The organism is Gallibacterium trehalosifermentans (assembly GCF_042433055.1).
GTDB lineage: Bacteria > Pseudomonadota > Gammaproteobacteria > Enterobacterales > Pasteurellaceae > Gallibacterium > Gallibacterium trehalosifermentans.
Genome location: NZ_JBHLWB010000001.1, coordinates 273,177 through 300,018, shown reverse-complemented (window position 1 = coordinate 300,018; position 26,842 = coordinate 273,177). Strand labels below are relative to the sequence as shown.

Below are 26,842 nucleotides of genomic sequence, written 5' to 3'. Positions count from 1 at the left end.
TAAAGTACATAACTTTGATAATGTTTATATCAAACATTATCCGATATTATGCGGTTTAAATTATCAGGAGTACTATTTATGGCTGCGCACAAACTAATTAAAGCAATTCAAACTGAATTAGCGCAATGGGAAAATCAAGAGCTTGCCACTACTTTATATCAATACTTAGTACAGCAACATTTTGCAGGTAAATTATCAGCACAACAAGTTACATCTCTTTGTCATACTTTTCATCTCACTGCAAACCAATTAGCGTTACAGCTTTTACCTATTGCAGCTTGTTATGCCACTACCCCGATTTCACAATTCAATGTCGGTGCGATTGCTCACGGAATAAGCGGAGCTTTCTATTTCGGTGCAAACCAAGAGTTTTGTCAAGTCGCCATGCAACAAACTATTCATGCCGAACAAAGCGCAATATCTCATGCGTGGATAAATAATGAATCATCAATTAGTGCAGTAACTGTCAACTATACGCCTTGTGGACATTGTCGCCAATTTATGAACGAGTTAAATAGTGCTGAACATCTCTTTATTCATTTACCACATTCACAAAATAATCGTTTACAACAATATCTTCCTGACTCATTTGGTCCAAAAGATCTCAATATTCGTGAATGTTTGTTTGACCCACATAACAATCATTTGCAAATTGATACTAGTGATGCTTTGGCACAACACGCTTTACTTGCTGCGAATCGCTCCCATGCCCCGTATAGTCAAAGCTATTGTGGCGTCGCCATACTGCTAAAAGATGAAACGATCTTAACTGGACGTTATGCAGAAAATGCGGCGTTTAACCCAAGTTTACCTGCTTTACAAGTTGCCTTAAATGTTGTGCGTCTTTCTGGCTATCAAGAGCAAGACATTGTTAAAGTCGCTATGGTAGAAGCTGCTGCTCAAATGCAACAAAAAACAAATGCAGAACAACTATTACAAGCCATTAATCCAACAGTTGAGCTACGGTATTATGTTGCAAGTAATGCAAATTAATAAATAATTTTTGTGATCATACTCTCATTTTTTTATTTTATCTGGCAAAATTTTTATCAGAAACAGCTAAAAATGTTATCTTTTTAAGCGTGATTTCTCACTGTATAAACAAGGTTTATTATGAAAACTCTAGGTCAATTTATTGTCGAAAAACAAGCAGAGTATCCTAATGCAAAAGGCGAGCTTAGTGGTATTCTTTCCTCTATCCGTCTTGTCGCAAAAATTATTCACCGTGATATTAACAAAGCTGGTTTAAGTAACGATATTATCGGTAATTCTGGCATTGAAAATGTACAAGGTGAAGCACAGATGAAATTAGATGCGTTTGCTCACGAAAAGATGAAAGCTGCATTAATTTCTCGTGATGAGGTTGCTGGTTTTGGGTCAGAAGAAGAAGAGAATTTTATTGCTTTCAATACAGAGCGTGGGCGCAATGCAAAATATATTATTTTAACTGATCCACTGGACGGCTCCTCTAACATTGACGTAAATGTCGCTGTTGGCACAATTTTCTCCATTTATCGACGTGTTTCACCTATTGGGCAACCCGTTACGATGGAAGATTTCTTACAACCTGGTAATCAACAAGTTGCCGCTGGTTATATCGTTTATGGCTCTTCTACAATGTTAGTTTATACCACTGGAAATGGTGTCAATGGTTTTACCTATGATCCATCACTTGGTGTCTTTTTACTATCGCATGAAAATATCAAAATCCCACAGGAGGGGTCTTGTTATTCAATTAATGAGGGACATTATCTCAAATTCCCACAAGGGGTAAAAAAATACATTAAATATTGCCAAGAAGAAGATGATGCAACCAAACGTCCTTATACCTCACGCTATATTGGATCGTTAGTTTCCGACTTCCACCGCAATATGCTAAAAGGTGGTATTTATATTTATCCAACCACAACTCGTTACCCTAATGGCAAACTTCGTCTATTATATGAAGGAAATCCTATGGCATTCTTAGCCGAACAAGCAGGAGGTATAGCAACTGATGGTTACCAACGTATTTTAGATATTCAACCAACTACTTTACATCAACGTACACCATTATTTATTGGTTCAAAAAATATGGTAGAAAAAGCAGGCGCCTTTATGCGGGAATTTAAAGAATAAAAGATCATTCTCAATAAAAAAAATCGCCCATTACAGTGGGCGATTTTCTATTGTTAATAAAGATTTTCTTCCCCTTCTGGGCGTGTTTTAAAGCGTCGATGTAGCCACATATAAAGTGATGGATCTTTATTAATCTCTTGTTCAATCGCTTGGTTTACTCGTATTGCAATCTGCTCATCACTCTCACAATCACTAAGATCTATCGGCGCAGAGATCGAAAGTGTATAACCAGAATGATCTTGATGGCGTAATGGCGCAAATGGAATCACTAAACTATCTGGGCTATTACGAGTTAAAAAAGCTGTTCCTGTGGTAGTTGCAGCATCAGGTACCGCAAAAAATGGCACAAAGACTGCACTTTTGCGCCCATAATCATGATCTGGCGCATACCAAATCATCTCACTTTGGCGAAGCGCTTTTATCATGCCTCGTAAATTATAACGATCCAACATATCCTTATTTGAACGTAGTCGTCCTTTCGTCTGAATCCAATCAAACAAAAGATTATCATTTGGGCGATAAACCCCAATCCCTTGACGGTGAATACCAATAATTCTTGCGCCAAGTTCTAAGGTTAAAAAATGGATACCAATTAAAATAATCCCTTTTTGCGAATTATTTTGTAAATATTCCAATCCCTCAACCTTCGACCATTTTTTAATCCGTCGATCTGACCAAAACCACGCCATACCTGTTTCAATAATTGCCATGCCGATTGATTCAATATTTTTTTGTAGTAGTTCTTCTTTTTCTTGTTCTGTTAATTGTGGAAAACAGAGTTCAATATTACGGCGGGCAATCGCTAAACGGCGTTGTCCAAATTTAAACTTTGCAAACAACTGCCCTAATCCTTTACCAAGTTTTACTAGCCAGCTATATGGTAATAATAAAATGATGCGGAACAGTAAAACGCCAACCCACAGTAGCCAATATTTAGGTAATAAAAATTGTAGTTGAAATGTTGGTAATTGTTTATTTTTCATAATTTATAGCAGTTAAATCACAAACAAAGGTCATTATTTTAACGGAAAGCAGGATAAATAGCATTAATCTTAAAGGTTGTATGGTAAAATCTAGCGCAAATTATTCATGGAGAAACTGTATGAATCAATATTCAACCCAATTTACCCAAGCGAAAGTATTAGTATTGGGCGATGTAATGCTTGACCGTTACTGGTTTGGTGCAACAAATCGTATTTCACCAGAAGCTCCCGTTCCCGTTGTCAAAGTGCAACAAAATGAAGAACGTGCTGGTGGTGCGGCAAACGTGGCAATGAATATTGCTAGCCTCAATGTACCGACTAAATTATTAGGTATGATTGGACAAGATGAAACAGGACAAGCGCTACAACATCTCTTAGCGAAAGATAAAATTGAATGTGATTTTGTTGCCTTATCTACTCACCCAACGATTACAAAATTACGTATTCTGTCTCGTCATCAACAATTACTTCGTTTAGATTTTGAAGAAAACTTTCACCATGTTGATGCCAGTGCGTTATTGCAAAAACTCACGCAACATATCGCACAGTACGGTGCATTAGTACTTTCTGATTACGGCAAAGGGACATTAAATAATGTACAGCAAATGATTCAAATTGCCCGCAAAGCAAACGTACCCGTCTTAATCGATCCCAAAGGCACTGACTTTGAACGCTACCGTGGTGCCACACTATTAACGCCAAATATGTCTGAATTTGAAACGGTTGTTGGCGTATGTCATAGCGAAGAAGAAATTGTTGCCAAAGGCTTAGACTTAATTAAACAAATTGAACTTGATGCGCTTCTCGTTACACGTTCAGAAAAAGGTATGACCCTGATTCGTCCAAATCAGCCAGCGTATCACTTACCAACCCAAGCCCAAGAGGTATTTGATGTTACTGGTGCTGGCGATACCGTAATTAGTGTATTAGCTACTGCGGTTGCAGATGGTCGTAGTTTAGAAGAGGCTTGTTATTTAGCCAATGTTGCAGCAGGTATTGTGGTAGGAAAACTCGGTACTTCAACGGTCTCTGCAGTAGAATTGGAAAATGCGATTCATCACCGCAGCGAAAATGGTTTTGGTATTATGACCGAAGCAGAATTAAAGCAAGTTGTTGCTAAAGCGAAAGCACGTGGTGAAAAAATTGTGATGACCAATGGCTGTTTTGATATTTTGCACCCAGGACACGTTTCTTATTTAGCTAATGCTCGTAAACTCGGTGATCGCTTAATTGTAGCAGTAAACTCCGATGCATCAGTAAAACGTTTAAAAGGTGAGCAACGACCGATTAACGATTTAACAACAAGAATGTCAGTACTTGCTGGTTTAGCTTCTGTTGATTGGTTAGTCGCCTTTGAAGAAGAAACACCACAACGTTTAATTGCTGAAATCCTTCCTGATCTGTTAGTCAAAGGTGGTGATTATCAACCAGAAGAGATCGCTGGCAGCAAAGAAGTTTGGGCAAATGGTGGAGAGGTAAAAGTGCTTAATTTTGAAAATGGTTACTCCACCAGCAATATGATCAATAAAATTCAAAATTTAGAGTAATCTTCTGGAGCAGTATGAAATTTATTTCTTTTAATATTAATGGGTTGCGAGCAAGACCACATCAATTACATCAACTTATTGCACAATATCAACCCGATGTCCTTGGCTTACAAGAAATTAAAGTCGCAGATGAAGCATTTCCACACGACCTTGTCGCTGACTTGGGCTACCACGTTTTCTACCACGGACAAAAAAGCCATTACGGTGTAGCATTACTAACAAAACAAGCGCCCCTTGCAGTACGCAAAGGCTTTCCAACTGATGAAGCTGATGCACAACGCCGTATCATTATGGCTGATTTAGACACACCATTTGGTCAACTAACTGTGATTAATGGCTATTTCCCACAAGGTGAAAATCGTGAACATGAAACAAAATTCCCTGCTAAAGCAAAATTCTATCAAGATTTACACCATTATTTATTAACCGAACACAATCCAGATAACCCAATTATTGTGATGGGTGATATGAATATTAGCCCAACAGATTTAGATATTGGTATTGGTGAGGAAAATCGTAAACGTTGGTTACGCACTGGCAAATGTTCATTCTTACCTGAAGAACGTGAATGGTTAGAAAAACTGTTTCAATATGGATTAGTCGATACATTCCGTGCTTTATATCCAACAGTTAATGATCAATTTTCATGGTTTGATTATCGTTCTAAAGGCTTTGATGATAATCGAGGCTTACGTATTGATTTAATTCTCGCCAATCAAGCATTAGCGCAGCGTTGTACCTCGGCAGGCATTGCTTTAGACATTCGCGCAATGGAAAAACCGTCTGATCACGCACCTATTTGGGCGGAGTTTGAGTAAAAATTATTGTTTATTGACTTCCCTTTATTTAAGCAAAAAAGGGAAGCATTATAACTGTTGGTATAACTTCAACGCATAAGCATCTGACATTCCTGCAATATAATCACAAATAACCCGTTTCTGTTGCTGTGGTTCGGCAGTTTGCCAACGTTTTACAGTATTCGGTGGTAATAATCGTGTTGGATCAGTCATAAACATTTGGAACATTTCTATCAAAATGCGTTGACCTTGGTATTCCACGCGTTGAGTTTTAACATCTTTAATCACATATTTGCTCACAAACTGCTTGAAAATATTCAAAACTGCTACAGTTTCTGGCGGTAATTCAGCGTTATAACGTAATAAAGGTTCAGTAAATTGAGTATTCTCACGCCATCTAATATGTGTAATAAAATAGTTCACCAATGATCCAATCGCATTTTTTCGTAGATAATGTTGATCTGAAAATAAGGCTTCTGTTAGCCCTTCAATATTTTCACTTATCCACTCTACTTGACAGGAAAGTAATTTTTCTAAGGTTGTTTGCCATTGATCTCGATGAACCAAGCCAACAACAATCGCATCTTCAAAATCATGTACTGCATAAGCAATATCATCAGCAAGTTCCATAATACTGCAATCCAATGATTTATATCGACTTTTAAGTGTTTCTTCGGGGTTAGTTCGTTCTGGTAATGCAGTAAATAAAGCTCGATCTTGTGGGGTGAGTGGTGTTAATACCCATTCAAATGCAGTGAGATCATCGCGAAAAATGCCTTTTCCTGGTCGCCAATTTTCCATTTTGATATAACGGGGATCTTCACTACGAGGTAAATTAAGCTGTTGGTATTGTGGTGAAGCTAAATCCAATATCACTGGATACTTCATAATACCAAGCAACGTGCGGCGAGTTAAATTCATTCCCCAATGTTGCGTATAAGGCTCTAATTTAGTCAAAATTCGAAAGGAATGCCCATTTCCCTCAAAACCACCACAATCGCTCATCATATAATTTAATGCCACTTCTCCACCATGCCCAAATGGTGGGTGTCCAATATCATGTGCTAAACATAATGTTTCAATTAAGCTGTTTTTGGGTAATAGCTGGAATAATGATGACTTTAACGTGTCTAATGATTGTTGCGTTTGTTGCTGTAAATGCTCAAATGCAGAATCTAAACGTAATTGTGCTGTTAAACTACTGCCAATCTGTGCCACTTCTAGCGAATGAGTCAAGCGAGTACGATAAAAATCATTCTCACCAATCGAGTGAATTTGTTTCTTGGCTTGTAAACAACGAAATGCAGCAGAATGTAAAATTCTCCCTCTATCTCGTTGCGATGGTGATCGATGATCGTGTTCTCGTACAGGGTCAGTTTTTTGCCGTTCTGTCCAATAATTGGCTAATTGAAACATCATCATACCTCCATCAATAAATTGGGTATTCTCCCATTTCTACTGGGAAATTATAGAGTTTATTGTGTCTTAAAATTTGCACTGTAATCAATGTTCCTGGTTTCATTTCTGCTACCATATTCACCATTTGTACAGGCGTTGTAACAACAGTATCACCAAATTTTACTATCACATCTCCCACTTGAATCCCTGCTCGTGCTGCTGGTCCATTTTTATCTAAATTTGTTACTAATATTCCTTTCTGTGAGTTATTCTCTATCGGTCCACTCGTGAATAAGCGGCTTTCTACGCCAAAATAACCCCGTATCACTCGCCCATCTTTAATAATTTTGTGCATGATTTCATTAGCAAGTTTAATGGGAATCGCAAATCCAAGCCCCTCTGCGACCACTTCATTATCTGCTCGTCCGATACTCAAGGTATTAATTCCAATCAACTCACCCAACGAGTTTATTAATGCACCACCTGAATTTCCTTGATTAATTGAAGCATCTGTTTGGATAAAATTTTGTTGTTTAAATTCACTAATCGTATTACGTCCAATCGCACTAATAATCCCTTGAGATACGCTTTGTCCCAAGTTATAAGGATTACCTATTGCGAGCGCAACATCGCCAACATTCACATTACGTTTCGGATTTTGTGGAACTGTCGGTAAATTAGTCGCATTAATTTTTAACACAGCTAAATCAGTTACCCAATCACTGCCAATAATATTTGCTTGGTAAATATTGCCATTTTGCAAAGCGACAATAATCTGATCTGCATTTTGAATAACATGCTTATTGGTCAGAATATAGCCATCACTTCGCATAATGACACCTGAACCTAAATTATTCACGTTAAAGTCATTCATATTCGCTTCTTGTAATGAGCGAGTATAAACATTCACAACGGCAGGAGCAGCAATACGCACAGCATCACTATACGAAGCAACTTGTGGCGTAAAAAATTTAGCCAAGAAATGATTCTGACCAGTGCTTGATAACACTAATACAATAAGCATTGCTGCTGCCAAACCAATAATAATTGACTGCAATATTTTTTTTATCATCACTAATGCCTTAATAAATAGATTGGCAGTTTAAACAATATAAATATTGTCCACGAGGATCAGTAAATTGCGTTAATAAACCTAACTGTTGGCGGAATTGGCGTACTGGCGCTAAATCCGCTATACCTAATGTTTGCAATACTGAATTTGTTACTGCTTTTACCTGTTTTTTTGCTAATAAAGATAATAATCCACCATTTTCTTGATCCGTTAACCAAAGATAGCCAATCTCTTTTTCTTCCAAATTTGGATCTTTAGCTAGCATCTTTTGGCTAGCGATTTCCATTGCTGTATCAAGATCACCCAACTGATCAACTAAGTGATGTGCTAAGGCTTCTTCACCAAGCCATACTCGACCTTGAGCAATCTTATCTACTGTCGCTTTATCTAATTTACGCCCTTTCGCCACTAAACTTAAAAATTGATCATAGCCATGCTCAATCGATAATTGTAAAACATCACTATATTCTTTACTTAACGCTGTCAGCATTGACAGATTCGCCAAAGGAGAGGTTTCTACGCCATCACTATGAATACCTAATTTTTGTAAGCTCTTTTCTAACGTAACAAATGCAGCAAAAATACCTATCGAACCTGTAATGGTATTTTTATCCGCCACAATATAATCAGCTGTGCTTGAAATCCAATAGCCACCAGAAGCAGCCATACCGCCCATGGATACCACAACAGGTTTGCCAATTTGCTGTAAATGTTCAACTTCTTCACGAATAATTTCTGACGCAGCCGCACTGCCACCAGGACTATTCACGCGTAACACCACAGCTTTCACGCTAGAATCTTCAGCGGCTTGACGCAACAAACGAGCAACGGTATCCCCACCGACACCCTCTTCTTGCGTTTCACCATCAATAATTGCCCCCTCAACACGCACTACGGCAATATTATTTTGCGTTGCATGTTTATTTTCATAATCTGGGAGCGTATTTAAATAATCAGAAAAATCAATATGTTGGTAATGATTTTCTTGATCTACCCCAAACAACTCTTTTAATTTTTCTTCTAACGCATAATGCCCTACCACTGCCGTTACTAATTGATTTTGTGTGGCATATGTTGTGAAATCCCCTTTTAATTGGCGTAGTTGTTGGATAAATTGCGCGGTGGTTGGAAAAAGTTTTTCTTTACTGATATGTCGATTTTCACTTACCGCTGTTTGAATATTCGCCCACATTGCATTCAACCATTGCGTTGCATTTTGCCGAGCTTCTTCTGACATATCATTACGTAATAAAGGCTCAACTGCAGATTTGTATGTACCAACACGAAAAATATGTGGTGTTGCTTCAATTTTATCTAACATAGATTTATAGTAAAAATGTTTCCCTGACAGCCCATTCAGTTCAACTTGCCCTTGCGTATGTAAATAAATCTGATCTGCATAACTAGCTAAAATATATTGATTTTGTGAATAATTATCTGCAATCGCAATCACAGGTTTACCACTTTCTTTGAATTGCTTTAACGCATTACCAACCATCGTTAATGAGGGTAAATCGCCTCCCTCAAAATCATTAAGATCTAATATAATCCCTTTAATTCGCTGATCATCTCTTGCTTGTACAATGGTATAAATCACATCAAACGTAGAAATTTTTTCTGGCATGGTTTGTTGTTGTAAATTATTTAATAATGCCTTTAATTCACTGTTTTCATCTCGGTTATCCGCTAAAAATCCTGTAAGATTTAGGCGCAATGCACCTTGTGGGATAGGTTGATTATTTTTATCATGGACAACCAAACTGATCCCTAATAATAAAATTCCAGCCACAAATAAAAACACAATATTCATGAAAACACGGCGACAAAAATTTAATGCTCGCCACAGAAAACGTATTACTGCTAACACTTTACTCTACTTCCTATTTCAACCATTTATTGTTCGATAAAATACCATAAAACGGTTCTCAATAAACGATCTTTTTCATTTGGATATGCTACAATGAAGCGCTTTTAAATACAGGAGAAAGACTATGGACGCCCTAGATTTATTATTAAATCGCCACTCAAATAAAAACTTAATCGCCCCAGCACCAAGCGCACAAGAATTAGATATACTTTTTCAAGCAACAAAACGTGTGCCCGATCATGGTAAATTAACGCCTTATCGCTTTGTTGTTATTGAAAATGATGGATTACAAACACTAGGTGAATTATTAAAAGAAGCTGTTGTTGAATTTGATTTAGGTGAAGAACGTCTAGCCAAAGCGGCTGGTTTCCCACAACGCGCCCCGATGTTTATTGCTGTCATTGCAGAGATTAACAAAGAGATAAAAAAAGTACCTGCTTGGGAACAAATGCTAAGCGCTGGTTGTGCAACTTATGCCTTACAACTTGCTGCTAATGCGTTAGGTTATGCCAATGTTTGGGTAACAGGTCCTTGGATTGATGGTTCCGCTTTACGTCAGGCTTTTGACTGTCGTGAACATGATAAAATCGTTGCTTTAGTGATGGTTGGTACAGCACAAGATAACGCCACTCGTCCAAATAAAGAATATAATAAAAATAAAGAGAATTTTGTCAGTTACCTTTAATGACAAATGTCGGATACTTCACAGTATCCGACATCGTAATCTAGTCGTGCTTCCTTAAATCATACGCTTGTTGCAATAATTGTCGGCTTTCTTGCATAAATTGTTCTGAATAATCGCCAAACCACTGATGAACTTGCTGGAATGCCTCGATAAAACCCTGCTTATCGCCATTCTCAAAGAACTGTAATGCCTGTTGGTAACTCGCCTGTAAGGTTTTAATAACTGCCAAATTTTCAGGTTTATCCATAATAATATCCGCATATAATGCAGGGTCTTGAGCAAATAAACGCCCAATCATCGCTAATTCTAGGCGATAAATTGGCGAAGATAAGGCTAATAGATTTTTTAATTGCACAGGTTGTTGCGATAAATGCAGACCATTGGCAAACGTAGAAAAATGTCGTAATGCTTGAATATAGGTCATACTGTGATCGTGTTCTTGTGGCGTAACTTGATATAATTTTGCACCCCAAATCGCAAATTGATCGAGTAACCATTGATAACGCTCTGGGAATCGCCCTTCGCATACGGCTACGACTTGTTTTGCCATACTCGCAATATCTGGTCCAAACATTGGGTGTAATCCCACCACAGCACCTTGATGTACTGCCAACATTTTCGCTACGGGCATTGATTTTACTGAGGTTAAATCTGCTAATAACATTGTTGGTTGCAAATAAGGTGTTAATTGATCAATAACCCGTTCTGTTACTGTAATTGGTACAGAAATTAAAACAACATCTGCCCCAGTTAAAATTTGAGCCGCATTATCCCAATCATCTTGATCTAAAATCGTAATTGAATAACCCGAGTTGGCTAAATAACGAGCAAATAATCCGCCTAATTTACCTCTCCCGCCGACAACAACAATTTTTTTGATATTTGGGTTCACTGTTTTAAAACCATATTGATTTTCGCTATGGTAGGATTCTCGCATTATGCGACGTAATACTTCCTCAATCAAATCTGGAGAGATCCCCATTTTTTCTGCCTCTTGTCGGCGAGCCGCTAACATGGTTGCTTCCCGCTCTGGCACATAAATTGGCAAACCGTGTTGGTGCTTTACTTTACCAACCTCAGCTACTAACTGTAATCGTTTCGCCAATAACGCTAATAATGCTTGATCCGTTTCATCTATTTGTGTGCGTAATGCCTGCAATACTTCCACGAGTTCTCTCCAAAATAATCTATCGCTCTAACTGAACCAAAGTAGCGTGTATTTTACGCAATAATGTTTCTGTTGTCTGCCAGTCAATGCACGCATCAGTAATAGAAACACCATATTGCATATTTTCTTTTGCTTGTTCCGCACTTTGATTGCCCGCATTGAGATGACTTTCTAACATAATTCCAGTAATAGAGCGATTACCCGCAACAATTTGTTGCAAAACATCTTCAGCCACAATCGGTTGACGGCGATAATCTTTATTAGAGTTACCATGGCTACAATCCACCATAATAGACTGCTCTAAACCTGCTTTTTCTAGTTCTTGCTCACTTTGTTTAATAAAGTCTGCTTGATAGTTTGGTGTTTTTCCACCACGTAAAATAATATGCCCGTCAGGATTACCACCTGTGTGCAATAAATTTACTTGTCCTTGTTGATTAATCCCAATAAAGCTGTGTGCTTGTGAGGCTGCCTTTAATGCATTAATTGCCGTGGCTAAACTACCGTCAGTTCCATTTTTAAATCCAACTGCCATTGATAGACCAGACGCTAATTCACGATGTGTTTGTGATTCGGTGGTTCTTGCGCCAATCGCCGACCAGCTAAATAAATCAGCTAAGTATTGTGGTGTGATAGGATCTAAAGCTTCCGTTGCTAAAGGTAATCCCATTTCCCCTAAATCCAGCAATAACTTTCTTGCTAAGTGTAAACCTTTCTCTACATCAAATGTGCCATCTAAATTCGGATCATTAATTAACCCTTTCCAACCAACAGTAGTTCTTGGCTTTTCAAAATAAACCCGCATCACAATATATAGCTGATCTTTGACTTCATCTGCTAACACTTTTAGTTTTTGTGCATATTCTAGCGCAGCTGGTATATCATGGATTGAACAAGGTCCGCATACCACTAATAAGCGTTTATCACGACGATGTATAATATCCGCAATTTCTTGGCGATATTGCTCGATATTTTGTCTAAGTGGATTTTCTAACGGCAATTTAGCTTTTAACTCGTCTGGCGTGATTAATACCTTTTCATCAATAATATGAACATTATGGATACTATCTTTTCTCATTTTAAAACACCTTGTAAATTTTTATATACATAAAATGTAACGATAAAATTACACTCTTTTATTCCTAGATACAACCCCAAATTTTGTAACTTTTTACGCTTTCCATTCTATCGCTCATTTTTTTATCAATTAAGCAAAGCTTATATAAAATACGCTTGCACAATGTTAGCTAATCTTATAATATGCACGCCGTTGCTTTTAGCACTGGTTGCTAAATTAAAGTTTTACTTAAACGTGTGATTAACAATGTATCAAGTTCTTTTAATTATTTATCCACTTATTGCGATTGCTTTAATCGGTTTTATTCTTATCCAACAGGGTAAGGGTGCTGATATGGGCGCATCATTTGGTGCTGGTGCATCAGGAACAGTATTTGGTGCAGGTGGTGCAGGAAATTTTTTAACGCGCACTACAACTATTTTAGCCATTATTTTTTTCGCAATTAGTTTATTATTAGGTAATTTAACTGCTCACACAGCAAAACCAAAAGGAACTTTTGACGATCTTTCTGGTGTTGCTCAAGAAGTACAAAAAGAAAATGCGGTTAAACCTGCAACTGAATTACCTTTAATCCAAGAACAAAATCAAGATATTCCAAAATAAGAATTTCGCTCTGGTGGTGGAATTGGTAGACACGCTATCTTGAGGGGGTAGTGTCTGTAGGACGTGCGAGTTCAAGTCTCGCCCAGAGCACCAACTAACTTTTCAAAGCCTTTCGTAATTACCCGAAAGGCTTTTTTAATGCCTGTACTATCAAGAGCTTATCGCTATTTATTCTCCGTAACACTCCGTATTATTCCGCTTTAAACTGCATTTTGTTGTAACCACCAATGTAATCATGCTTTATAAAAGACCATAAATAAAATATAGTCTTTTTTATGTTTAAAATTATTTATCTTTTCACTCTTTCCCTGCTCTTTTAATCATTCTTAGGTATCTAAGCAGATGGAAACTTATCTATACTCTCTGACTCAGATCAAACTACTGTTCTCTTTTTATCGAATTACCTCTTTTCCATTATTGTACTTTTATGCGAAATTTTTTCTAATACTTCCATACGTTATTCTGTTGTATCTATATTATGCAAATCTTTAAAAATACTTTCTTAATCACAACACTATTTTACTCTTTCTCAACAATAAGCGTCGCAGATAAACTAAATATTGCAGCGTACAATTTATCCGCTATTCAATATCAACTTACCTCATTAGAAATGACTAATATTTTTACAAATAAACATTGCATTGACTGTCATTCTGTCGCAAATAACAGCCAGAATAATGATCCTATAATGCAACGTCATATCGAAATAGGTCGCAAAAGTTTTCTCACCCAGCAAATTACAGACTATCTGATGCAGCCTGAGAAAATTACGCTTGCCGATATAGCAAAGCTACAATATTTTTTAGTACATCAACAGCAAGATGAGAATGTACATAAAAATTTACCTTACCAATTAAATCAAGCAGAAATTGAGCTGTTACAACAATGGACGAACCAACAACATCAGCAAAAACTGCCTAACACAGATCCACAAACCTTTATTCAACCTATTCCAACCATGTTACCTATTGATTTTCGCAAAGTAATGATTGGTGGCATGTTGTTTACTGATAAACGGTTATCTTTGGATAATTCTATTAGTTGCTTTAGTTGTCATCTATTGGATAATGGAGGTGTAGATGGATTAGCAACCTCCAATGGAATCAATGGTCAAAAAGGTGTTATCAATGCACCCACTGTGTATAACGCTGTTTTTAATACTTGGCAATTTTGGGACGGCCGTGCAAAAACATTGGCTGAACAAGCCGCCCAGCCACCAATTAATCCGATTGAAATGGGGTATCATAACTGGCAAGAAATTGAACAGAAATTTGCACAAGATCCGCAATTTCTTGATCTATTCTTACAAGTTTATCCTGAGTTAACACAAGCCAATATGACAGATGCGATAGCTGAATTTGAAAAACGTTTAATCACACCAAATAGCCCTTTTGATCGCTATTTAAAAGGCGATGCCACTGCTCTCAATGCGCAACAACAACGTGGCTACCAATTATTTCAACAATACCGTTGTGATACTTGTCATAGCGGTATCAATATGGGCGGCAATTCTTTTGAAGTCATGGGAATTTATACAAATTATCTTCAAGATCGCAACACACCTGAAACAGCTGCCGATTTGGGGCGATATAATCAAACAAAACAAGAGATTGATAAATATCGTTTTAAAGTGCCAACCCTACGCAATATTGCGTTAACAGCACCTTATTTTCACGATGCAAGAACCAATGATTTACATGAAGCCGTTAGAATCGTTTTAAAATACCAATTAGGCAAAACGTTACCTGAAGAGCAAATTGATGATTTGGTTGCCTTTTTACAAGCATTAACAGGTGAAGTCAGGGGAAAACCTTTAACCAAGAAATTACAATAATCTAAATCTGACCTGCATTATTTAAATCAATAGTACGTATAAATAGCGGGTCAGATATTGTTATGTTGATAAGAAACTATTGTTGAATAATTCTTACTTCTAATGATTCACCTTGTTTTAAGGTTTCATCAACCCTTGCAGTTTCAACACAAAGCATAGTTTTATGCCCCTCAGTAGTCATCGCACTCGTTGTTGCTGTCCAAGGATTCCAAACGACGACATTACTTGCATTATTATGCTCTACTTCAATAAAGCGTTTATTCACTCTATCTTCAATATGATTAATACGATTTTCACCTGAATAAACATAATCAGTTTGTTTATTAATGGTCAGTGGCGATGATACTTCTATAACTTGATTTGCCACTTTATCTATACACTGTTTTGGCAAGCCAAAAATCGTCGTTTGAGCTATATCGCCAACATTAAAATAAGTATGTAATGCCGCCTGTGCCTCACTATTCTCTAATTGTGTAAATTTTACTCGACAATCTTCAGCAAAAATCATTCTAACACGCGCTATCGCAATATTATTTTCTGAATATAAGCCAAAAATTAATTTCACTTCATGTTCACTCACTTGCCAATCACTTAACACCCATTGGCTGGTCCGCGCAAAACCGTGAGCAGGCTGTTTCGCCGTGCCAAACCATGGATAACAAATTGGTATTCCTCCACGAATAGCAGTACCTGTTTTAAACGGTTCAGCTTCACTTAACCATAATAAATCTTGCAAAGCAGATTTTGGCTGCCAACTTAGTAATTGGGCACCTTGCAAAGAAATAATTGCTCGTCCTATTTCGTGTTCAATCACAATCATTGGAATTTCATTATAACGTTGCAGGGAAATATTAGAATGAATTTGTTCAACAAATTCCATTTTATTAAAAAGTGAAAAAGTCATTATCGTTAACCTCAAATATTACATTAAAATATCTGTGGCTAGGATAGATCGATTACTCATTGAAAAAAAGTTATAATCTTAAAATCCTCCCTTTTATTGAGATAGTTAAAATTTTCTTAAAAAATAGCTTGTAAAATGTCAAAACAACTACAATTACAAAAAATCTTCTCCGCTGATGGATTATTAAGCCAATCTATTTCTCAATTTCAGCCTCGTGCAGAACAAATTGAAATGGCAAATGACGTATTAGAAACGATTGAAAATCAAGCTCAATTAATTGTTGAGGCAGGAACAGGCACAGGAAAAACCTTTGCATATTTGATTCCTACCTTATTAAGTGCACAAAAAACCATTATTTCCACTGGCTCAAAAAATTTACAAGATCAACTATTTCAACGAGATTTACCTACTATCCAAAAAGCAATGGGCTTTAATGGCAAAATTGCCTTACTCAAAGGACGAGCAAATTATCTTTGTCTAGATCGATTAGATAGAATTTATCATCGTGGTTTAATTGGCGATCAAAGCCTACTCAAGGATTTTAAAGCTATTCAAAAGTGGCGTAACCAGACCAAAGTGGGAGATTTAAGCGAATGTACCGCTTTACCAGAAGATAGCGCGCTAATTCCTCAAGTAGTAAGTACTACCGAAAGCTGCTTAGGTGCAGATTGCCCTTTCTATGAAGCGTGTTTTGTACTAAAAGCACGCAAAAAAGCTTTAGATGCCGATATTGTCGTGATTAATCATCATCTCTTTTTTGCCGATATGGCAATTAAAGAAAATGGTTTTGGTGAACTCATTCCAAACGCCAAAGTGATTATCTTTGATGAAGCACATCAATTACCATCGATTGCGTGCCAATATTTTGGGCAAACATTAAGTTCTCGCCAGCTATTTGATTTATGTCGCGATTTGACTCTAGTTTATCGCACAGAATTAAAAGATATGAGTCAATTAGGCAAAGCGACCGATATTGTGCAAAAAGTAGTACAAGATTTTCGGTTAGCCTTGGGTATAGAAAATCAAAAAGGCGATCTTCGCCAACTTTTTTCACAAGAAAAAGTCCAGCAAGAGTTTCAAATTTTATACGATAAACTTGCTTTATTATTAGATGTTGCCAAAGTGGGAGAAAAACGTTCAGATACTTTAGATAAATTAATTGAACGCATTCAAGATCTCCTGCAACTCATTGCGCGTTTGCAACAAACTCAACAAGTCGGTTATTGCTATTGGTATGAAACTTTTGGCAAACAATTTAGCTTACATATCACGCCATTAACGATTGCCGATAAATTCCAACAACAAATAGAAAAACAATCTGCTGCATGGATTTTTACCTCCGCAACGTTAGATTCTGGTGATAATTTTACACATTATGCAGCAAATTTAGGAATTCATGAGGCAAAAAAGAAAATTCTACATAGCCCATTTAACTATCCAGAACAAGCGTTACTCTGTATTCCCCGTTATTTACCGCCAAGCAATCATAAAGATACCTTAGTACAATTAGGACAAATGTTATTACCAGTAATTGAAGCCAATCAAGGGAACTGCTTTGTTTTATGTACCTCTAATTTTATGATGAAAGGCTTTGCTGACTATTTCCGTCAACACAGCAAATTAAATATTTTATTGCAAGGTGAAACCAGTAAAACGCAGTTACTACAACAATTTATTCAAAATCAACATAGTGTATTAGTCGCAACCCAAAGTTTTTGGGAAGGTATTGATGTCCGAGGTGATGCGCTCTCTCTGGTCATTATTGATAAATTACCTTTTGCATCACCTGATGATCCACTACTCAAAGCACGCTTAGAGGACTGTCGCCTGCAGGGTGGCGATCCCTTTAATGACATTCAACTTCCTGAAACGATTATTACATTAAAACAAGGTGTAGGACGTTTAATTCGCGATGTTCACGATCGTGGAGCGGTAATTATTTGTGATGCAAGAATGGTTATGCGTCCTTATGGAGAACTTTTTGTGAAAAGTTTACCACCAGCTAAACGGACACGAGATTTAACAACCGTTATTCAATTTTTACAACATATTAGGAATAAACAATGACAAAACCGACTCTATTAGCGTTAGATACTTCAACGGAAGCCTGCTCTGTCGCCTTACTCTATCAAGATGAAGTAACCTATTTAGAAGAGATTGCTCAACGAACACATACGCAACGGATATTGCCGATGGTTGACCAACTGTTACAACAATCTGGTTTGCAACTCACGCAACTTGATGGTTTAGTTTTAGGGAGAGGACCTGGTAGTTTTACTGGTGTGCGGGTTGGCGTATCAGTGGCACAAGGATTAGCATTAGGCGCCGATTTACCAATCTATCCTGTTTCCACTTTAACCGCTATGGCACAAGCCGCATACGAAACTGAACAAACCACCACAGTATTGAGTGCGATTGATGCCAGAATGAATGAAATCTATTTTTCACAATTAATCTATCAACCAGTCCAACGAGAAAATATTGAATACCCTGCTTGGCAACAACTACTAGAAGAACAAGTTATTGCCCCCGAAAAATTAATTCCACAATTAAACAATACCAATGATTATTTGAAAGTAGGGACTGGCTGGGCTGCTTATCCTGTATTAGCACAAATACCAGGCAAGTTATCACAAGTAACTTTACCAGCAGCACGTTATATGCTTCCGCTGGCTCAACTCGCTTATGTAAAAAATGAAGCACTTTCAGCCACAGACATTGAACCAATTTATTTGCGTAATGAAGTAACATGGCAGAAATTACCTGGTAGAGAATAAAGTGAGTTTCTTTCTGAGCAAAAAGGGCTGTTTCTACAGCCCTTTACTTTTACTCTTTCTAGTTAATCTACTGATTTTTCTCTAAACTTAGTAAATCACTTGCCGATAATGCTGATTTATCCTCAATTCTCATCGTATCTTTTAAGCATTGTTGGCGAATTTGTTGTGCTGCTGCTATATCATCTGCTTTTTCTGCTAGATAGGCTGCTACAGTGTAATCTTGAATATCAATACAAGATTTATCCTCAGAAGCTAATACGTTACTAAAGGCTTCACGTGCCTTATCAAATTGGTTAGAACGTAGCAATAAATAACCTGTAGCGCGCGCTAAGGCAGTTGAAATTGCTGCAGACATATTATTCTTGCTCGTTTTAACTAACCATTTAACCACTTTCTCACTATTACTAACTTGTAAGCGTGCAACTTGATTAAGGAATGCCAACAAATCCTGCGATCCTATTTTTTTCATCGAGTCTAGTATTAAGGTATAGGCAGAATCATGATCATCACTATCAATTAATCGACGTACCATACCAATCACGGCATAACTATCTTGGCGACGAGAACGAGGTTGCTCTTCCCACCATTGAAGCAATCCATCTACGCCCTCTTCATTCATTTTTTCATCTAACAAGCCATCTAACACTTGTTGCTGTAATGCTTGATACTCATCGTCATTGTAAAGATCGCTTTTGGCAATTTGTGGTAATAAATTATCTAACGCAGTATAAGCATGAGAGCGTAGATAGATGGTAACAGCCAAACGTAATACTTCTATATTTTGTGGTGCTAATACCAATAAACTATCTACAGATGTTCTTGCCGTTGGTAATTTATTTTGACGCAATAAAATACGAGTTCGCGCAAGTTCTACAATCAGATTGTCAGATCCAGCTAGTTCAGTTGCTTCAATCAAATATTTATTCGCACTAAACTCATCACCACGTTGTTGCGCAGCTTCTGCTGCTTTAACAAAATTAAGAATTGGCTCAGAAGAGTGCTTTGCATTTTTACCAATGAGTTTTTCAGCTTTCGCATAATTCCCTTCGTCCATTTTTACAAAGCCTTGTAAAATTTGTTGTTGAGCTTTGCGTCTTTTACGCACTGAAAACCAATTATAAGTCCCACTACTCAAACGCATAAAACGAGTAATTGACCATTCAATGCCATAAATAACAGCAAGTGCAATCACGAAGAATACAACAAGCATGGTAATACTCATTTCAATACTATAAGTATCAGTTAAGATTCGCACATAACCCTGTTTACCTGAAATATAGGGTCCAGCAATAAAACCCACCAACAAGATAATCGCTAAGAATAATACTCTAAACATAAGCTTTTTCTCCTATTATTCTGTTTTTTCTGGTTGGTTAGCACTCGCTGCATCTATAGCATTTGGTTGGTTTTCTACAGGTGTTTGAGTTACTTCGCGCGGTTCTGTTGTTTGTTCTACCGTCGCCGTCTCTTTTGTTTCCACTTCCGCTTTATTCTCTTGTAAAATTTGAGGATTTGCTTTCATTTCAATCTTTTCAATTTTATGCGATTGTTTATGCAACATTTCATCTAAGATCGTTAAACTTTCAAAAGCGCTCGGCACATCAATAAAAATTGAAAGTTCAGATAACTCATCTAACTGCTGTAAGAAGCGCTGTACTGAAGCACTATCCGTATTAAAATAACTTCTTACCCACGAAGTTACTGCTTCCAATGAAGTTTTATATAGCTCGTTTTGTTGGCGTGGTACGGCGAGTAAAGCAATTTGCAAACGTAAGCGAATATTTTCACGTAAATAAATATCTTGATTTGGGGCTAACAGTGCTTTTTCTGTTCGTTCTCTTGGTTGAATACGAATAAAATGATTTAAAAAAGAAGTTGCCGACTTTTTCACATTGCTACGCCAATCACTAATAGAGTCAGAAAGTTCATCACTTTCTTCCACAACACTCTCAGAAGAAAGATCTAACACATCTAAATCATCAACAGAATTCGCTAATTGTGATAATTTTTGCATGATTGTATTCTGATCTACATCATTTATCTCCGCTAAACGCTTCAAATCTTTTGCGATTGCTGCTCTAACACTAATAGCTCTTGGATCAGAAACATCATTCAACACAACATCTGCATCTTTCAAAAGTAAAATTGCGGTACTTAAATCATTATCAATGAGTAATTTACGCTGTGCATTACTTAATAAAAAATCCGCTTCTGACAACAACCATTCATTTGGTTGACTTTCTGCTTTATCCGTTACAATTTTGTTAAGCTGTGATTGCAATGCAATAATCTGTTGTTCGGTAATGCCTTTATTTTGTTCTAACGTACTAAGCACATTTTTTGTTGACGCTAACTCAGTAGTAACATTTTCTAACGTAGCTTTTACAGCATCAACATCAGTGTTATTGGTATTCTCTACTGTTACGGTGTCTGCCGCTTTTAACTTTTCTTCTAATGTGGTAATTTTTTGTTGTAATTGGCTAAATTGTTGTTGCCCTAGATAATAACCTGCACCACCAACGCCTAGTGCCACCAATAACGCCAACAGAGCAATGCCTTTGCCAGTTGAGGATTTTTTCATAGGTTGAGCTGATGATGTCTCCACTGTTGTTTCTACTGTTGTTGTTTTTACAGTTTCACTCTCTTTCACGTTTTTCTCAATTTCCTCTGCATTAGTTAGAGGGTCGGATTGAACCTCTACCGCTTTTTCTGTTCGCTCGCTATCCTCTACACTCGGAGTAACCTCTTCACTTATCTCGGTATGTTTTTGAATATCAGTTTCATTATGTTGTTTTTTCATTGCTACTCCTAGTATTTATCTCGTAAATGAGGATAAAAAGACAATATTGTTTTCAACAAACTCAAATTATCTGCTTTTTCAGTAAGAATAATCTTATCTTCTTGCCAACCTGATTGCATAGCAAGTTGCGCGATACGCTTACTCACCACCAACAACTTGCAATTTAATAGCCAATTATGTTCACTTTTAGGAATAAAATCCAGTAAATACCACAAAATTTCGCCACTTGTTACAATGATAGTATCAATACCTGCACGAGAAAAAATCGTTAACTCCCCGTTATCTAATTTTTGCCAATCACGATGATAACACGCTAACTGTTCAATTTTTGCACCACGTTTTGCTAACTGTTCCGATAACAGTTCTCTCCCTGATTGTCCGCGCAAAATTAATATTTGATAATCTTGACAATTTTTTAATAGCGGTAAGTTTAATAATCCCTCACTACTTTCATGCAAAAAAGGATAAGATACTGGCTGTTGTGTAGCTTCACTAAGCAACATTGCCGTTTTACGCCCAACTGCCATATAGGCTAAATCTGAACGCCAAGTAAAACCAGTATTTTGTAATACCTGTTGAGCATAGTACACAGCATATTGTGAAACACAAATTACTTTATCAAATGGGTTTAATTGTTGCAGCTTTTTAGGAAATTGATCTAATTGCGCTCCCTTAGTAATTTTACACAAAGGAAGATGAATAGCGGCAATTCCCTCTTGGTTTAACATTGCCGTTAGCGCCTGACCCGACTCCTCTGGGCGTGTAACTAAAATCCCCATGAATTTATTCCGACATTTGTGCTAATAATTTTTCTGCACCTTGAGCCAATAATAACTCAGCAACATGAATGCCTAATTGCTCTGCTTGCTGACGAGGTGCTTTTGCCTCTGCATGTAATATCTGACTACCATCTAATGCCCCCACTAATGCACGTAAATATAACTCTTCTCCTTGCAATACAGCATAACCTGCAATAGGCACTTGGCAGCCTCCTTGTAAGCGATTATTCATTGCTCGCTCAGCAATCACGCGCTCCCAAGTCTCTTGATGTAATAATGGACGCAATAATTCATTTACCCAAACATCATCAGAACGACACTCGACACCTACTGCGCCTTGTCCAACTGCAGGTAACGATTCTTCTATCGCAATAAAGCCTCGAATCCGTTGAACCTCACCTAAACGGATCAATCCTGCTGAAGCTAAAATAATCGCATCATACTCTCCCTCATCTAACTTTTTCAATCGAGTACCAACATTCCCGCGTAAAGTTTTTAATTCAAGATCTGGACGCAAGGCTTTTAACTGACATTGGCGACGTAAACTTGATGTGCCCACTATTGCATTTTTTGGTAAATCTCCTAATGACGCGTAGTGATGAGAAACAAACGCATCTCGGGGATCTTCTCGCTCACAAATCACACTTAAATGTAATCCATCAGGAAATTGCATTGGCACATCTTTCATTGAATGAACGGCAATATCTGCTCGATTTTCTAATAGCGCAAGTTCAAGTTCTTTAACAAATAATCCTTTACCACCGATCTTAGCTAGCGGCGTATCTAATAACACATCACCTTTGGTTACCATCGTAACTAATTCAACGTGTAATTCTGGATATAAAGATACTAGCTGCTGTTTAATAAAATTAGCCTGCCATAAAGCAAGGGGACTTTGTCGAGTGGCAATACGAATAACCTTTTTTTGCATAATTGACTCTAGATTGGATTTCTTTATATTTTTATTAATTGAAAATGTCGTTATATCCTATCATTGTTGCATCATATTGTCAGTGATTAGAAAAACAATCTTCATTGAGTTTGATCAAAATTTTAACATCTCTCACCGTTTGAATATTTACCTAGTAGATGTTAAATGTTAAAGTTCCTCCACTGTAAATGAGATTGAAATATTTATCGTGGCAGAGATCGTACATCACTAATGAACAATCTAGAAGTTGCTAAGAAAAAAATTGAACAATTAGATAGTATTCGTTTAGAACGTGCTTTAGCGGGCGCGCCAAATGAATTTCAATATGTTCTTAATTTAGTTTGTGTCTTATTGCACCACAACATTCCTGAACTACCTGGTTATGTTGATGGGTCGCCTTTTGGTATTGTTAATTTTCAGTACAATCTTTATCAAAAAAATTATCTTTCATCTACACTCTCAAATACGACCTTATTTGCACTAGAACACCAACCTCAACCCCATCTGAGCTTATGTGGAGTTTATGCCATGGGCAGTTTGGGTTCTATTACACAAACCTCTTGTTCCGATTTAGATTTATGGGTGTGTGCTTCTCGTACATTAACACAACCTCAACTCGATAAATTACAACAAAAATTTAATCTTATTTGTCAATGGGCAGCTAATGTCGGTGTTGAATTAAACCTTTTTCTCGTCGATCAAGATCGCTTTCGTTCTGGTCAAGCTGTTGATTCATTGTCTAGTGATAATTGTGGTTCAAGTCAATATTTGTTGTTGCTTGATGAATTTTATCGTTCAGCTATTCGCTTAGCGGGTAGACCGCTATTATGGCTACATCTCGCTATTGAAGATGAAACACAATATGACGATACCGTAAAACAGTTAGTCAATGAAGGAAAACTTAACCCTAATGAATGGGTTGACTTTGGCGGATTAGGGGATTTGTCAGCAAATGAATATTTCGGCGCAACCCTATGGAATCTCTATAAAGGAATTGATTCCCCTTATAAAGCCGTCATTAAAATTTTATTATTAGAATGTTATTCTTGGGAGTTTCCTAATACACATCTTATTTCACATCAATTTAAATTGGATTTATTGCTCGACCGCCCTGTACATCATCAATTTGATCCTTATATCGCAATGTTAGATAAAGTAACTCATTACCTAACCCAAATGAATGATTTTGAGCGATTAGATAATGTACGACGTTGTTTTTATATTAAAGCAAGTGAGGATATTGATAAAACAGAATTAACGGGGAATTGGCGCCTTACTTTATTAATGAAATTAACACGTCAATGGAAATGGGATAGCAATACAATTCAAGAACTAAGTAAAAGAAAATATTGGAAAATTAAACAAATTCGTCGTAGTTATAATAGTTTAGTTAATTTATTAATGTGTAGTTATCGACAATTAATGGATTTTGCACGTAAATATAATATTTCTAGTGGTGGCATTATTCCTGAAGATATTAGTATTCTCACACGAAAACTTTATGCGGCATTTGAAGAACTACCAGGGAAAGTTACATTATTTAATCCTACAATCGCTACTAATATTGCAGAAGAATCACTCACATTTATTGAAACAAGTGGTCATTCTGCTATGAAAAAAGGGTGGTATTTATTAAATCAATCACCAAAAATATCCTCTTTATCCAAAAATCGTCATGTGGAATATAATCCTAATCTGAATAAATTAGTTTGTTGGGCATATTTTAATGGGCTTTTAACCACTGAAACTAAATTACATATTATTAGTCATTCTGTTTCATTAGAAACGCTGCAACAATTTGTACAAGATTTACGAAATACTTTTCCAACGGAAGTTTCTCCCGCAACAAATAATGATCTTTATCAACCATGTGAAATTTGTAATTTAGCTATCATGGTAAATCTAGTACAAGATCCAACCAAAGATGAATCATTGATAGATCACCATTTTCGTTTACAGCCTAAATATTTATTTAATAATTTAACAACGAAACAAACTAAACTGATTGGTAGTATTGATTTTACTTATCGTAATTTATGGAATGAAGTGCGCACACTCCATTTTGAAGGACCAAGTGCTATTTTTCGTGCGTTAAAAGTATTATCAAATAAAATTTATCGCAGTTCTATCCCGCTTGAATCTGTTAATGTATTTTGTTACAGCCATCGCTATCGCAATATTATTCGACGTTTTACAAATGAATTAATTGCTCGTTGTATTAATATTCAAACGAGCAACTTGATTAACAGTAATCAATTAAACACGCTGTATGTCGCAAGTGAAGTTTGGAATAATTTTTTTAACCGTGATGAATTAAAAATTACCGAAGAATTACTTTCTGAAACTGAATTAAAACCAATTTCCTGCAATGATGAACTGAAATACCCTCAGGCTATTGAATACTATTCTAATGAGGGGTTTTTACAGTTTTTCTTTGAGGATAATCCAGATAAAACATTTAATATTTACATTCTAGATGAGAGTAATCAGTTAGAAGCGTATTACCATTGTACAGGCATAAAAAGCCAGAAAATCGAAGAAATTAACCGAATCTATCGTGCAGCAACAAACGGTGAAAATAGTACACCTTTCCAAGTCTCAAAAAATAATTTTAACTACCCTCAATTTTATCAAATTAATCATATCCAAGAAAAAACTACCGTTACGCCTTATCATTCATCGATATAATTGACAACGCTTCATAAGTTAATAATTTTTAATCTAAATCAAATTTTTCTCTCACTTATTAGCAAATTTCTATATTAAAAAACATATTTTTCTTTTGCATATGGTAGTATGTGCGAGTTTTTTTACTATTCTTCCAATGGGACAAAATAATGAACAAAACAACTATTTTAATCATTGATGATCACCCTCTTATGCGTAGAGGGATTACCCAACTTTTAGAATTAGATAATTCATTTGAAGTATTAGACGAAGCCAGTAACGGTACTGAAGGTTTAGTGCTTGCTCAAAAACTTTCTCCTGACATGATTATTCTTGATTTAAATATGAAAGGTATGTCTGGTTTAGATGTATTAAAAGCCCTTCGTTTAGCTGAGATTGATGCAAAAATTGCCGTACTTACTGTTTCTGATTCACGTTCTGACATTTTTGCCTTAATTGAGGCTGGTGCAGATGGTTATCTCTTAAAAGATACTGAGCCAGATATGTTATTAATGCAGCTAAAAAAAATTGCTGAGGGGCAAGTTGTGCTTAGTGATGCAGTAAAACAACGTTTATTAGAACAACACGCTGAAAATGACCCGCTACAACTCCTCACCGATCGCGAGATGGACGTATTAAAATTAATTGCTACTGGTCTTTCTAATAAACAAATTGCTAGCCAATTATTTATTTCCGAAGAAACCGTCAAAGTCCATATTCGTAATTTATTACGTAAACTCAATGTCCATTCTCGTGTTGCTGCAACAGTACTCTATTTAGAGAATCGTAGTTTAGATTAAATCAATAGGTAGCAGATAAGATGATCTCTTGTTG

Annotated in this window: 22 protein-coding genes and 1 tRNA gene; 12 read left to right on the top strand and 11 right to left on the bottom strand. The window is 36.7% G+C overall.

The genetic code is table 11. The annotated features are described in order from the left end of the window. Positions 1-78 precede the first annotated feature (78 nt). Together cdd and fbp are read left to right on the top strand one after the other, a co-directional pair. Positions 79-993 (top strand): cytidine deaminase, encoded by a 915-nt coding sequence (gene cdd / locus ACFFHK_RS01345; RefSeq protein WP_382368149.1) that lies wholly within the window; start codon positions 79-81, stop codon positions 991-993. A gap of 120 nt (positions 994-1,113) precedes the next feature. After that, positions 1,114-2,118, top strand: a complete 1,005-nt coding sequence (gene fbp, locus ACFFHK_RS01340; protein WP_382368146.1) for a class 1 fructose-bisphosphatase — start codon at positions 1,114-1,116, stop codon at positions 2,116-2,118. Positions 2,119-2,171: 53 nt separating this feature from the next. On the opposite strand, the gene lpxL is transcribed toward fbp, so the two are convergent. Continuing rightward, positions 2,172-3,101 (bottom strand): LpxL/LpxP family Kdo(2)-lipid IV(A) lauroyl/palmitoleoyl acyltransferase, encoded by a 930-nt coding sequence (lpxL, locus tag ACFFHK_RS01335; RefSeq protein WP_382368143.1) that lies wholly within the window; start codon positions 3,099-3,101, stop codon positions 2,172-2,174. Positions 3,102-3,220: 119 nt separating this feature from the next. Between lpxL and hldE the strand changes: the two genes are divergently transcribed. Both hldE and xthA read left to right on the top strand, forming a co-directional pair. Then, a complete protein-coding gene (gene hldE / locus ACFFHK_RS01330) occupies positions 3,221-4,648 on the top strand; it encodes a bifunctional D-glycero-beta-D-manno-heptose-7-phosphate kinase/D-glycero-beta-D-manno-heptose 1-phosphate adenylyltransferase HldE (protein ID WP_382368140.1) in 1,428 nt (475 codons plus the stop codon). A gap of 14 nt (positions 4,649-4,662) precedes the next feature. After that, positions 4,663-5,466, top strand: a complete 804-nt coding sequence (gene xthA / locus ACFFHK_RS01325; RefSeq protein ID WP_382368137.1) for an exodeoxyribonuclease III — start codon at positions 4,663-4,665, stop codon at positions 5,464-5,466. 48 nt (positions 5,467-5,514) lie between these two features. Here xthA and ACFFHK_RS01320 read toward each other — a convergent pair whose 3' ends face one another. From ACFFHK_RS01320 to sppA, 3 genes are read right to left on the bottom strand one after another with little or no spacing between them, the layout of a single operon-like run. After that, the gene (locus ACFFHK_RS01320) at positions 5,515-6,864 is read right to left on the bottom strand and encodes an anti-phage deoxyguanosine triphosphatase (protein ID WP_382368928.1); all 1,350 of its coding nucleotides are present in this window, start codon (positions 6,862-6,864) and stop codon (positions 5,515-5,517) included. Positions 6,865-6,874: 10 nt separating this feature from the next. Then, the gene (gene degS, locus ACFFHK_RS01315; RefSeq protein WP_382368134.1) at positions 6,875-7,915 is read right to left on the bottom strand and encodes an outer membrane-stress sensor serine endopeptidase DegS; all 1,041 of its coding nucleotides are present in this window, start codon (positions 7,913-7,915) and stop codon (positions 6,875-6,877) included. A 10-nt stretch (positions 7,916-7,925) separates the two neighbouring features. Next, a complete protein-coding gene (sppA, locus tag ACFFHK_RS01310) occupies positions 7,926-9,782 on the bottom strand; it encodes a signal peptide peptidase SppA (protein WP_382368131.1) in 1,857 nt (618 codons plus the stop codon). 124 nt (positions 9,783-9,906) lie between these two features. On the opposite strand from sppA, the gene ACFFHK_RS01305 reads away from it, so the two are divergent. Beyond that, complete coding sequence (locus ACFFHK_RS01305; protein WP_382368127.1) at positions 9,907-10,467, top strand: NAD(P)H nitroreductase; 561 nt, start codon at positions 9,907-9,909, stop codon at positions 10,465-10,467. 40 nt (positions 10,468-10,507) lie between these two features. Here the strand turns inward: ACFFHK_RS01305 and tyrA are convergent, their stop codons facing one another. Both tyrA and ACFFHK_RS01295 read right to left on the bottom strand, forming a co-directional pair. Then, positions 10,508-11,635: a bifunctional chorismate mutase/prephenate dehydrogenase gene (gene tyrA / locus ACFFHK_RS01300; RefSeq protein WP_382368124.1), complete on the bottom strand. Its 1,128-nt coding sequence runs from the start codon at positions 11,633-11,635 to the stop codon at positions 10,508-10,510. A gap of 19 nt (positions 11,636-11,654) precedes the next feature. Further along, positions 11,655-12,713, bottom strand: a complete 1,059-nt coding sequence (locus tag ACFFHK_RS01295; RefSeq protein ID WP_382368121.1) for a 3-deoxy-7-phosphoheptulonate synthase — start codon at positions 12,711-12,713, stop codon at positions 11,655-11,657. A 246-nt stretch (positions 12,714-12,959) separates the two neighbouring features. On the opposite strand from ACFFHK_RS01295, the gene secG reads away from it, so the two are divergent. From secG to ACFFHK_RS01280, 3 genes are all read left to right on the top strand, one after another. Then, a complete protein-coding gene (secG, locus tag ACFFHK_RS01290; RefSeq protein WP_382368118.1) occupies positions 12,960-13,316 on the top strand; it encodes a preprotein translocase subunit SecG in 357 nt (118 codons plus the stop codon). Between the two features lie 7 nt (positions 13,317-13,323). After that, a tRNA-Leu gene (locus tag ACFFHK_RS01285) sits at positions 13,324-13,409 on the top strand. A gap of 385 nt (positions 13,410-13,794) precedes the next feature. Then, the gene (locus tag ACFFHK_RS01280) at positions 13,795-15,150 is read left to right on the top strand and encodes a cytochrome-c peroxidase (protein WP_382368115.1); all 1,356 of its coding nucleotides are present in this window, start codon (positions 13,795-13,797) and stop codon (positions 15,148-15,150) included. 76 nt (positions 15,151-15,226) lie between these two features. Here the strand turns inward: ACFFHK_RS01280 and ACFFHK_RS01275 are convergent, their stop codons facing one another. Next, entirely contained in the window at positions 15,227-16,054 is an 828-nt protein-coding gene (locus ACFFHK_RS01275; RefSeq protein WP_382368112.1) for a D-hexose-6-phosphate mutarotase, read from the bottom strand. Between the two features lie 135 nt (positions 16,055-16,189). Here ACFFHK_RS01275 and yoaA point away from each other — a divergent pair, with 135 nt between their 5' ends. Beyond that, positions 16,190-18,121: a DNA repair helicase YoaA gene (gene yoaA / locus ACFFHK_RS01270; RefSeq protein ID WP_382368109.1), complete on the top strand. Its 1,932-nt coding sequence runs from the start codon at positions 16,190-16,192 to the stop codon at positions 18,119-18,121. Then, a complete protein-coding gene (tsaB, locus tag ACFFHK_RS01265) occupies positions 18,118-18,831 on the top strand; it encodes a tRNA (adenosine(37)-N6)-threonylcarbamoyltransferase complex dimerization subunit type 1 TsaB (protein WP_382368106.1) in 714 nt (237 codons plus the stop codon). Before yoaA ends, tsaB begins: the two co-directional genes overlap by 4 nt. A gap of 67 nt (positions 18,832-18,898) precedes the next feature. On the opposite strand, the gene ACFFHK_RS01260 is transcribed toward tsaB, so the two are convergent. The 4 genes from ACFFHK_RS01260 to hemC are packed head-to-tail and all read right to left on the bottom strand — an operon-like array spanning position 18,899 to position 23,341. Next, on the bottom strand, positions 18,899-20,167 hold the full coding sequence (locus tag ACFFHK_RS01260; protein WP_382368103.1) for a heme biosynthesis HemY N-terminal domain-containing protein: 1,269 nt from the start codon (positions 20,165-20,167) through the stop codon (positions 18,899-18,901). Between the two features lie 15 nt (positions 20,168-20,182). After that, a complete protein-coding gene (locus tag ACFFHK_RS01255) occupies positions 20,183-21,631 on the bottom strand; it encodes a uroporphyrinogen-III C-methyltransferase (RefSeq protein ID WP_382368100.1) in 1,449 nt (482 codons plus the stop codon). Between the two features lie 8 nt (positions 21,632-21,639). Next, the gene (locus ACFFHK_RS01250; protein ID WP_382368097.1) at positions 21,640-22,410 is read right to left on the bottom strand and encodes a uroporphyrinogen-III synthase; all 771 of its coding nucleotides are present in this window, start codon (positions 22,408-22,410) and stop codon (positions 21,640-21,642) included. Between the two features lie 4 nt (positions 22,411-22,414). Continuing rightward, entirely contained in the window at positions 22,415-23,341 is a 927-nt protein-coding gene (gene hemC, locus ACFFHK_RS01245; protein WP_382368094.1) for a hydroxymethylbilane synthase, read from the bottom strand. A 231-nt stretch (positions 23,342-23,572) separates the two neighbouring features. Here hemC and ACFFHK_RS01240 point away from each other — a divergent pair, with 231 nt between their 5' ends. After that, entirely contained in the window at positions 23,573-26,029 is a 2,457-nt protein-coding gene (locus ACFFHK_RS01240) for a class I adenylate cyclase (protein WP_382368091.1), read from the top strand. Between the two features lie 149 nt (positions 26,030-26,178). Then, the gene (locus ACFFHK_RS01235) at positions 26,179-26,808 is read left to right on the top strand and encodes a response regulator (RefSeq protein ID WP_382368088.1); all 630 of its coding nucleotides are present in this window, start codon (positions 26,179-26,181) and stop codon (positions 26,806-26,808) included. Positions 26,809-26,842: the final 34 nt, after the last annotated feature.

What these genes read in the sequence shown, in the direction of transcription:
- hldE (WP_382368140.1), top strand. Translation starts at nt 3,221, where the DNA reads ATGAATCAATATTCAACCCAATTTACCCAAGCGAAAGTATTAGTATTG.
- ACFFHK_RS01250 (WP_382368097.1), bottom strand. Translation starts at nt 22,410, where the DNA reads ATGGGGATTTTAGTTACACGCCCAGAGGAGTCGGGTCAGGCGCTAACG.
- ACFFHK_RS01280 (WP_382368115.1), top strand. Translation starts at nt 13,795, where the DNA reads ATGCAAATCTTTAAAAATACTTTCTTAATCACAACACTATTTTACTCT.
- yoaA (WP_382368109.1), top strand. Translation starts at nt 16,190, where the DNA reads ATGTCAAAACAACTACAATTACAAAAAATCTTCTCCGCTGATGGATTA.
- ACFFHK_RS01275 (WP_382368112.1), bottom strand. Translation starts at nt 16,054, where the DNA reads ATGACTTTTTCACTTTTTAATAAAATGGAATTTGTTGAACAAATTCAT.
- ACFFHK_RS01235 (WP_382368088.1), top strand. Translation starts at nt 26,179, where the DNA reads ATGAACAAAACAACTATTTTAATCATTGATGATCACCCTCTTATGCGT.
- xthA (WP_382368137.1), top strand. Translation starts at nt 4,663, where the DNA reads ATGAAATTTATTTCTTTTAATATTAATGGGTTGCGAGCAAGACCACAT.
- ACFFHK_RS01295 (WP_382368121.1), bottom strand. Translation starts at nt 12,713, where the DNA reads ATGAGAAAAGATAGTATCCATAATGTTCATATTATTGATGAAAAGGTA.
- secG (WP_382368118.1), top strand. Translation starts at nt 12,960, where the DNA reads ATGTATCAAGTTCTTTTAATTATTTATCCACTTATTGCGATTGCTTTA.
- hemC (WP_382368094.1), bottom strand. Translation starts at nt 23,341, where the DNA reads ATGCAAAAAAAGGTTATTCGTATTGCCACTCGACAAAGTCCCCTTGCT.
- ACFFHK_RS01260 (WP_382368103.1), bottom strand. Translation starts at nt 20,167, where the DNA reads ATGTTTAGAGTATTATTCTTAGCGATTATCTTGTTGGTGGGTTTTATT.
- fbp (WP_382368146.1), top strand. Translation starts at nt 1,114, where the DNA reads ATGAAAACTCTAGGTCAATTTATTGTCGAAAAACAAGCAGAGTATCCT.
- ACFFHK_RS01320 (WP_382368928.1), bottom strand. Translation starts at nt 6,864, where the DNA reads ATGATGTTTCAATTAGCCAATTATTGGACAGAACGGCAAAAAACTGAC.
- degS (WP_382368134.1), bottom strand. Translation starts at nt 7,915, where the DNA reads ATGATAAAAAAAATATTGCAGTCAATTATTATTGGTTTGGCAGCAGCA.
- cdd (WP_382368149.1), top strand. Translation starts at nt 79, where the DNA reads ATGGCTGCGCACAAACTAATTAAAGCAATTCAAACTGAATTAGCGCAA.
- ACFFHK_RS01255 (WP_382368100.1), bottom strand. Translation starts at nt 21,631, where the DNA reads ATGAAAAAACAACATAATGAAACTGATATTCAAAAACATACCGAGATA.
- tsaB (WP_382368106.1), top strand. Translation starts at nt 18,118, where the DNA reads ATGACAAAACCGACTCTATTAGCGTTAGATACTTCAACGGAAGCCTGC.
- ACFFHK_RS01240 (WP_382368091.1), top strand. Translation starts at nt 23,573, where the DNA reads ATGAACAATCTAGAAGTTGCTAAGAAAAAAATTGAACAATTAGATAGT.
- ACFFHK_RS01305 (WP_382368127.1), top strand. Translation starts at nt 9,907, where the DNA reads ATGGACGCCCTAGATTTATTATTAAATCGCCACTCAAATAAAAACTTA.
- lpxL (WP_382368143.1), bottom strand. Translation starts at nt 3,101, where the DNA reads ATGAAAAATAAACAATTACCAACATTTCAACTACAATTTTTATTACCT.